At 59.3% G+C, this 7,734-nt stretch carries 8 protein-coding genes and 1 tRNA gene; 1 reads left to right on the forward strand and 8 read right to left on the reverse strand.

The genetic code is table 11. The annotated features are described in order from the left end of the window. Positions 1-349 precede the first annotated feature (349 nt). Positions 350-426, forward strand: a tRNA-Trp gene (locus DC522_RS31630). Between the two features lie 169 nt (positions 427-595). Here DC522_RS31630 and DC522_RS31635 read toward each other — a convergent pair. From DC522_RS31635 to DC522_RS31670, 8 genes are all read right to left on the reverse strand, one after another. Next, a complete protein-coding gene (locus DC522_RS31635) occupies positions 596-1,057 on the reverse strand; it encodes a RidA family protein (RefSeq protein ID WP_205769883.1) in 462 nt (153 codons plus the stop codon). Between the two features lie 45 nt (positions 1,058-1,102). Further along, positions 1,103-2,158 carry a LacI family DNA-binding transcriptional regulator gene (locus tag DC522_RS31640; RefSeq protein ID WP_371681007.1) on the reverse strand — a complete coding sequence of 352 codons (1,056 nt, stop codon included), beginning with the start codon at positions 2,156-2,158 and terminating at the stop codon, positions 1,103-1,105. Between the two features lie 23 nt (positions 2,159-2,181). Then, complete coding sequence (locus DC522_RS31645; RefSeq protein WP_116532426.1) at positions 2,182-3,219, reverse strand: succinylglutamate desuccinylase/aspartoacylase family protein; 1,038 nt, start codon at positions 3,217-3,219, stop codon at positions 2,182-2,184. A gap of 64 nt (positions 3,220-3,283) precedes the next feature. After that, positions 3,284-4,072, reverse strand: a complete 789-nt coding sequence (locus DC522_RS31650; protein WP_116532427.1) for a transporter substrate-binding domain-containing protein — start codon at positions 4,070-4,072, stop codon at positions 3,284-3,286. 51 nt (positions 4,073-4,123) lie between these two features. Then, positions 4,124-4,852 (reverse strand): amino acid ABC transporter ATP-binding protein, encoded by a 729-nt coding sequence (locus DC522_RS31655; RefSeq protein ID WP_116532428.1) that lies wholly within the window; start codon positions 4,850-4,852, stop codon positions 4,124-4,126. Next, a complete protein-coding gene (locus tag DC522_RS31660; RefSeq protein ID WP_116532429.1) occupies positions 4,839-5,489 on the reverse strand; it encodes an amino acid ABC transporter permease in 651 nt (216 codons plus the stop codon). The genes DC522_RS31655 and DC522_RS31660 overlap by 14 nt, the downstream gene beginning before the upstream one ends. Before the next feature lie 12 nt (positions 5,490-5,501). Then, the gene (locus tag DC522_RS31665) at positions 5,502-6,167 is read right to left on the reverse strand and encodes an amino acid ABC transporter permease (RefSeq protein ID WP_116532430.1); all 666 of its coding nucleotides are present in this window, start codon (positions 6,165-6,167) and stop codon (positions 5,502-5,504) included. A gap of 6 nt (positions 6,168-6,173) precedes the next feature. After that, on the reverse strand, positions 6,174-7,466 hold the full coding sequence (locus DC522_RS31670; protein WP_116532431.1) for an alanine racemase: 1,293 nt from the start codon (positions 7,464-7,466) through the stop codon (positions 6,174-6,176). Positions 7,467-7,734 lie beyond the last annotated feature (268 nt).

A 7,734-nucleotide genomic window follows, 5' to 3' on the forward strand; every position in this document is an offset into this window, starting at 1 on the left:
CATGCCGGCCGGGGCTGCATACGCAAACAGCGGCCATCACGGACAGTCCGACATCGCGTTTTCACACGACCTCGGTCAAAAACGGTCTTTAAGCGCAATTGCGGAGAGGTCCGCTTACCGCCCGCAAGCCAACCAACGCGCAATATCCGAGATGTACCAGAAGCAGCAGTTTTAGGCATTAACTGGGGCCCTGCTTGCGCGCCATAGCAGACGTTCCGGTGCCCGCGAGGGAGAATGCGGGCTCGGCCACAGACACATTCAGGTGCTGGGACGGATCCGGAGCTTGACGGCCGGGAGCGTTCGTCCGATAAGGCCCCACCTCTGGTCGGCGCACATGGACTGGCCTCGCAGGAGTGTAGCTCAATCGGCTAGAGCACCGGTCTCCAAAACCGGGGGTTGGGGGTTCGAGTCCCTCCACTCCTGCCAATGCGCAAACACCTCTGGCACAGCGGACCAGTAAAGGCTGGAGATTGACTTACTCAGCCGCAAACGCCGCGGCCAACCCTGAATCGGCATCACATTCGGATCACCCAATCGGGGCAGGCCGACAGCGCCTGTCATTATGGTGTCTTGATGGAAAGGCCTGCCGGCAGGCTTAAGTTCTGACGAGGAGGATAGCCTCAATTTCTACTGCCATTCGATTGGGCAGCGACCCCATGCCGACGGCGGAACGTGCATGGCGACCGGCATCCCCCAGAACATCGACCAAGAGGTCTGAGCATCCGTTAATCACCTTGGGATGATCTGAGAAGTCAGCCTCGGCGTTCACCATACCAAGCAACTTGATGACAGCCTCAATCCGGTTGAGCTCACCAAGCGCTGATTTTGCAACGGCCAAGAGATTGAGGCCTGTGAGGCGAGCCTCCTCATAGGCCTCCTCGATCGAGATGTCTCTTCCAAGGCGTCCCGGACGATACGTTCCGTCCAAACGCTTAGGCCCCTGCCCTGATAGGAACAGCAGATTACCCGCCCAACGATACGGCACGTAATTGGCAACCGGTATCGGCGCTTCGGGCAGTGTCAAACCAAGGGCTGTTAGCTTCTCTTCAGGTGTCATGGCAGGTTCCTCGTCAGGTTTGATGAAATAATCTTCCGCGCAGATTTAAGTGCTTCCGCGTTTAACGAGCTCCAGTGCGACGGTCTCGCTGGACAGGTCGGTTGTTGCTCCGCTCAAGCGGGCAAGCAGCATTTCGCCGGCGCGGCAGCCGATCTGGCGACAGTCCATCCGAATGGTTGTCAAGCCCGGCGGGATCTCAGCTGCCAGATCGCTATCCCCAAATCCTGCGATTGCAATGTCGCTCGGCACATGGAGCCCACGCCTCGAAGCCTCGAGTAATGCGCCCATTGCAATGAGATCATTGGCGCAAAAAACAGCGTCAATCTTCTCATGGTTGGCAAGGAGCCGATTTAGAGCCCGCTGTCCATCCGAGAGACCTGAAACCGTATCCAAGCTCAGCTCTGCCACCAGCTCGAGCCCCGAGGCGCTCACGCCTTCGCGGAAGCCGCCTAGGCGCAGTTGGCCGCGACCTCCGCTTCGTCCGATGAACGCGACTCGGCGGTATCCTTGCGCAGCGAAGTGTTGCGCGACCATTCGACCGCCGTCGGTATTGGAAAACCCGACCAGCATATCGATCGGGTCACGCGGGAATGCCCAGGTCTCCACGACGGGGACACCGAGGTCGCGCAGGAACGTCCGGTTTTCTTCCAGTTCCACCACACCGGTGAATAAGACAGCCGCCGGGCGCAATGCCAGGAGCGACTGGATCATCGAGGTTTCCCTCGCATAAGAATACGAGGTTTGTCCGACCATGAGCTGAAATCCATGGGGCTCCAGCACTTCGGCGCAGCCTTGAACGGCCAGTCCAAACTGCTGGCTGAGAATGTTCGAGACGAAAGCCGCAACGATGTTCGAGCGGCCGGATCTCAGTGCTCGCGCATGGGGGTTGGATGCATAGCCCGTAGCCTCAATGGCGCGTTGGACCTTGAGGCGCTTTTCCTCCGACACCCGGTCCGGCTGACGGAGAGCCCGCGAGACCGTGATCGGCGAAACCCCGGCGATACGTGCCACTTCCTCGATGCGCACGGGTTTTCGGTCGACCCCGTGTTCAGGACTGACGGGCTTTCCGATCCGGACGACTTGATCAAAGGTCGGTGACACCGATCCTCCGTCTGGGCGCTCATTCATTGCAATGGCCGGTTCAGAACCGCCCGCTCGTCAATTGGGCGTGCGACTTGGATCAGGCAGTCCCCTGCCTCACTGTCTGCTGGAAGCCGACGTGCGATGACAATTCCGGATTCGTGGAAGCGAAGCGTTTCTTCAGGCGTGTCGATCCGGCTTAGATCGTGGTACCATCCGGCAACGTCGCCTTTTTCCACTCGAGCGCCAAGAACGACAGCGGGTTCGAACCAGCCACGACGGGTGGCAAAGATCGATTGCTCATGGCTGTCCAGAGCAAGCAATTGCATGGGTTCACGATCAATGTTTTGCGAACTGAGCACCCGCTTGTCGACGATGCCGAGCGTCAGCAGAAGGTTATCGACCGCCCTGCTTGTTGCAGTCATGGTTTCAGGAGTAACTGTTCCGCCGCCACCAAACTCACCACTGAGCCCGATAGCGCCAGCTCTGGCGGCAGCAGCCATGGATGTGGGCGCTGTTGCGCCATTCTCTGCGATAAAGCCGTGACCAAGACCTGTAGCCTTCATCAGATCTAAGGCCCGAGCGAATTGGTCAGCCGGCCCTTGCCGCTCGATGAGCGCACAGGGCAGATGGGCCATCGTCGTACCACCGGAGTGGAGGTCAAAAACAACGTCGTGACGGGGAAACAACTCCCGTTCGAGGAAATAGGCGATCCGGAAGGTGGGAGATCCAGCGAGATCACCTGGGAAAGCTCGGTTGAGATTGCCGTTATCCAGGGGAGAGCGCCGCCGCGCGGCCATCACTGCAGGCGTATTGGCGAGCGGCAGAATCGTGATCTCACCCCTGATCATGTCCGGATCGAGACGACGGATGAGGCGCATCAGCGAGAGCTCACCTTCATACTCGTCGCCATGGTTGCCAGCCATCAGCAAAACGCGCGGGCCGGTCCCCCGCTTGATCCGCACCATTGGTACCTTGACCTGAAAGTAGGGTGATCGATCAACCGAGAAGGGAATGCTGAGAAAGTCAACCGACTTTCCCTCAGCGGTGAAATCAAGCGAATGGTACACGCCCGTATGCATGAAAAATAACCTTGAAAGAGGCGGCGGTAATTCACTACCGCCGCTGAATCGAAGCCGAAGATGCTTACATGTGCGGCAGCGTTTGAGCTTCCTTGAAGTGCTTGAGCTGGAGCTCGCTCAGCTTTCCGTTCAGCCGATTGTAGAACAGGAAGGTGTTGATCCAGTTCAGAAGGTTCTGCTCTCCCTGAGCGACGCCGATGTGAGCGGGGGACTGACGGATCAGATACTTGAGCTCGACCTCTTTGCCGACATTGTCCTCGGCAACCTTCAAGGCAATCGCACTGTTCTCGGCGAATGTCTCCGCCTGACCGCTCAAGTACGCCGCGATGGCCGAAGGCGTATCTTCGAAGCGCACGATCTTCGCATCCTTGGCATTGTCCGTCAGCCATACGTCGAGCGTGCTACCCTTGGCGACAGCAATCGAGCGTCCCTTCAGATCGGCCGGATTCTTGGTGACGGGCAGGCTTTTCGGACCGAAGACGCCCAAGTTCACGGCCGCATAAGGCTGGGAGAACATCACTTGCTGAGCGCGCTCCGGTGTAGCACCCATCGCGGCAACGAGCACATCGACCTTGTCGGCAAGAATGCTCGGGATACGGCTGGCACCCGTCAACGGCACGATTTCGAGCTTGACACCCATGTCGGACGCCATGAGCTTGGCGAGATCGACATCCAGACCCGTGGCTTCGCCCTTGGCATCCTTGTATCCCCACGGGGCAGCGTCCAGGAGCAGACCGACCCTCAGCGTTCCTGCTCCGAGGATGTCCTGAAGCTTGTCGGCCTTGGCCAATGTGGGAACCGCGATGAGAAGGGATGCTGCCGCAGCAGCAATCAGATTGCGTAACTTTTTCATAAGTGATCCTCTCCTTGCGCTAACCTCGTCGTAGATTGCCCCTCTGGCACGCTACTTGATCGAGCTGATGAAACTCTTGAGTTCTGGCGTCCGAGGGTTTGCGAACAGTTCAGCAGGCATACCCTGCTCCCAGACTTTGCCCTGATGCATGAATACGATCTTGGAGGCCACATTGCGCGCGAACCCCATCTCGTGCGTTACGAGAACCATCGTCATGCCCTGCCGAGCCATGTCCTCCATGACCTTGAGGACTTCGCCGACGAGCTCCGGATCGAGCGCCGATGTTACTTCGTCGAAGAGCATAAGGTGCGGCGCCATGGCCAGGCAGCGGGCGATGGCCACGCGCTGCTGCTGGCCGCCGGAGAGCTGCTCCGGATAGGCATCGACCTTCTCCGCCAAGCCAACCCGTTCGAGGACATCGAGCGCCAGCTGGCGCGCTTTCTGCTTACTGGTCCTGCCGGTGAGAACGGGAGCCAAGGTGATGTTTTTCTCGACCGTGAGATGCGGAAAGAGATTGAACGCTTGGAACACGATCCCGACACGCTGCCGAAACTGCCGCAGATCCCGCATGTCCGTCCGGACGGCTTTGCCTTCCACCCGGATTTCTCCACCGTCGATCTGCTCAAGAGCGTTGATGCATCGAAGCAACGTGCTCTTGCCGGATCCGCTCCGCCCGATAATGGTAACGATCTCTCCTTCATTGATGTCGAGAGAGACGCCCTTCAGAACTTCATTCGCGCCAAAGCTCTTGCGCACATCACGGATTTCAACGAGCGCCATTGAGACGAGCCTCCAAGGAACGGGACCAGACGGTGAGTGGGAAACACATTGCAAAGTAGATCGTGGCGACGACCGAGTAGACCAGCAAAGGCTGGAAAGTCGCCGCGCTTGCCAGCTGGCCTGCGCGAGCAAGCTCAACGAATCCGACGACGGACGCCAACGAGGTCCCCTTGATGAGCTGGACCATGAACCCGACCGTGGCCGGCAAAGCGATGCGCAACGCCTGTGGAGCGATCACATAGCGGAACTGCTGCCACCGCGTTATGCCGAGACAGGCTGCAGCCTCCCATTGGGCCTGCTTTACCGCCTGGATTCCACCGCGCCAGATCTCGCCGAGAAAGGCGCTGCTGTAAGCTGCGAACGCTATTCCGACGGCCACGATGGCAGGAACCTGGACGCCCAGGAACACTGGCACGCCAAAGTAGAAAAACATCAGGAGCCCTAGGAGAGGGATACCTTGAACCAGCTGGAGATATGCAGCTGCGATCCAACGCAGCGGCGCGATCTTGCTGATCCTCATCAGGGCAAGGGCGAGCGCCAGAGGTGCTCCGAGTGCAATCGCCAATGTGACGAGAACGATCGTCCATTGGAGGGCAGCAAAGAGCGAGAACAGATCGGACGTTGTAAAGACGCGCATGTCTGCCCCTTATCAGCGTCGGATTGGCCAGCGGAACGCCAGCCGGCCAATAACCGCGAACGCACCCTTAAAAGTCATTGCGAGTGCGAAGTAGATCGCGCAAACGACGGCATAGACTTCAAAGCTGCGGTAGGTGCGGCTTTCGACAAAACTGGCCGTGTGAAACAGCTCTTCGGCTGAAATCTGGGATGCTATGGACGTTCCAAGAAGCAGCAGCACAAACTGGCTCGTGAAGGCAGGGTAAATATTGCGCAGTGCAGGTGCGAGCACGATATGCCGGAATACCTGCCATCGGGACAATCCAAGGCAGGCCCCCGCCTCGACCTGACTGCGAGGAATAGTGTCGAGACCGGAACGGATGATCTCGATCGCGTATGCACCGAAGTAGATGCTCAGAGCGACGCTTGCGGCCTCAAACGGGGGCAGCTTCAGGCCGAATGCCGGCAGGACGAAGAAGATCAGAAAGATCTGGATCAGTGCGGGCGTGTTCCGGATGATCTCGATATAGCTTCGAATGAACCATCGCACGGGGCGCGGGCCACTGCGAACGAGAATGGCTCCCAAGAGGCCGATGAGAGTGCCTGCAACGGCCGCGATACCCGTCAGGGTAACCGTGAGAACGACACCCTCGATGAAGCGGTCCTGATAACGCCAGAGCTGTTGGAAATTCAGATTCATGGCCGCCTATCCGAAATAGGTCTGAAAGGCGGAGCGGACCCGACCGTCCTCATCCAGCCCGTAGAAAACGCGCCAGCGGTCAAGGCACGTGCAGGGATGGGAAATTCCGAACTCCACAACGTCTCCAACCGCAAGATCAGTCCCGGGCGAGAGCCTGAGAAAGGCATGCTGGTCGTTCAGCTTGCTGACCCGCAGAGAATCCGCGGAGCCGTCGATGGGAAGCAGGCGGCCATTCCGGTAGATGGTGAGCGGAATGGGAAGGTCCTTATCGGAAGACACGTCCCGCATCCCCATGCCGCAGATGGCGAGCTCCGGTTCCGGGCGCGAAAGCACCTCGGCCCACAGCCGTAGCGCCGGCGTGAAGGCAGCAGCTGCAGAGCGGATCTCACCATCGATCACGAACCCCTTGCGGTCGTCCATGGCGCGGAGCGCACGCTCATAGACGCCATGATCGTGAAAGAAGATGGCGCCGCTGCGCAGAGCGAGTGTCGCGTTTCCGTCTGCCGCCACGATCGGCCGCAAAGCCGTGACCACCAAGTCGAAGAAGGCGGATCCCCCTGCGCTCAGCATCAGGGGAGCGGCTGGAGCCTGCTCGCGCACCAAGTGGAATGTCTGCGCGGCGAGCTCGGAAAGATCCTCGATCGCTTTCCGAGTTGCCACCGGATCGGCGCTGGCCACTGCACCTTCGTAAGTCGCCACCCCGGCAAGGCGCACATAGTCGGGCTCCGACACGATGCTGCGGATCACGTCCTTTGCTGAGTAAATATCCCTTGCACCTGCGCGACCGCGTCCGACCTCAACAAGGACCGGGACAGGCCGACCGGCGTATTGACCCGCGACCGCAAGAGCACTGACGGCCTGTGGCGAATCCGCGAAGACCCGCACGTCGGCATTCGGGTACCGCTTGAGCAGTTCACCCAGCCGCCTCCCGCTAGCATCACCGCCGATCTGGTTCGCGAGCAGGAGCCGCTGGCACCCAGCCTTCAGGAGAACGGCCGTTTGCTGAAGGTTGGCCGTTGTAGCCCCCCAGGCACCCTGCTCAAGCAGCAGCTTGACGATATCGGGAGACATTGGCGTCTTGGCATGTGGCGCCAGGGCCGCACCATGGCTCCTCGCAAAGGCGAACATCTGTCTGCAATTCTCGCGAAAGGCAGCTTCGTCCAAGGTCAGCACAGGCAAAGGCATCGCGTTGTCGGCCGGCCGCCACGCTTGAGCCGCGACGGTTTCGAGGGAAACTGAGCCGGATCCAGGGGGTATTCCGCGGATCGTTTCGTCGAGTGGTGATCTTAGGCTCGCCATGTCCCATCCATCAAATGACAACGTTACCATAGCGCCATCAGACACAAAGACAACGTTGTCATAAGCACAAATCTTGGTCGCCTTTAGTCTAATGAGGGTGCAGCAGCACAAGAGGCGGGCACAGCTTCGCCGGCGAACTCACAATAGATACGGGCGCAGCGGCGGAGATCGGGATCAAGGCACACCGCTTCCTAGAGCATCGGGCATTCAGACGAATCCGTATCCGGCGGCGGTGAAATAGTTGCGGCACGCCTCAGGCTCAACGAGA

It is taken from the genome of Microvirga sp. KLBC 81 (assembly GCF_003075415.1).
GTDB lineage: Bacteria > Pseudomonadota > Alphaproteobacteria > Rhizobiales > Beijerinckiaceae > Microvirga.

What these genes read in the sequence shown, in the direction of transcription:
- DC522_RS31660 (WP_116532429.1), bottom strand. Translation starts at nt 5,489, where the DNA reads ATGCGCGTCTTTACAACGTCCGATCTGTTCTCGCTCTTTGCTGCCCTC.
- DC522_RS31655 (WP_116532428.1), bottom strand. Translation starts at nt 4,852, where the DNA reads ATGGCGCTCGTTGAAATCCGTGATGTGCGCAAGAGCTTTGGCGCGAAT.
- DC522_RS31670 (WP_116532431.1), bottom strand. Translation starts at nt 7,466, where the DNA reads ATGGCGAGCCTAAGATCACCACTCGACGAAACGATCCGCGGAATACCC.
- DC522_RS31635 (WP_205769883.1), bottom strand. Translation starts at nt 1,057, where the DNA reads ATGACACCTGAAGAGAAGCTAACAGCCCTTGGTTTGACACTGCCCGAA.
- DC522_RS31650 (WP_116532427.1), bottom strand. Translation starts at nt 4,072, where the DNA reads ATGAAAAAGTTACGCAATCTGATTGCTGCTGCGGCAGCATCCCTTCTC.
- DC522_RS31645 (WP_116532426.1), bottom strand. Translation starts at nt 3,219, where the DNA reads ATGCATACGGGCGTGTACCATTCGCTTGATTTCACCGCTGAGGGAAAG.
- DC522_RS31665 (WP_116532430.1), bottom strand. Translation starts at nt 6,167, where the DNA reads ATGAATCTGAATTTCCAACAGCTCTGGCGTTATCAGGACCGCTTCATC.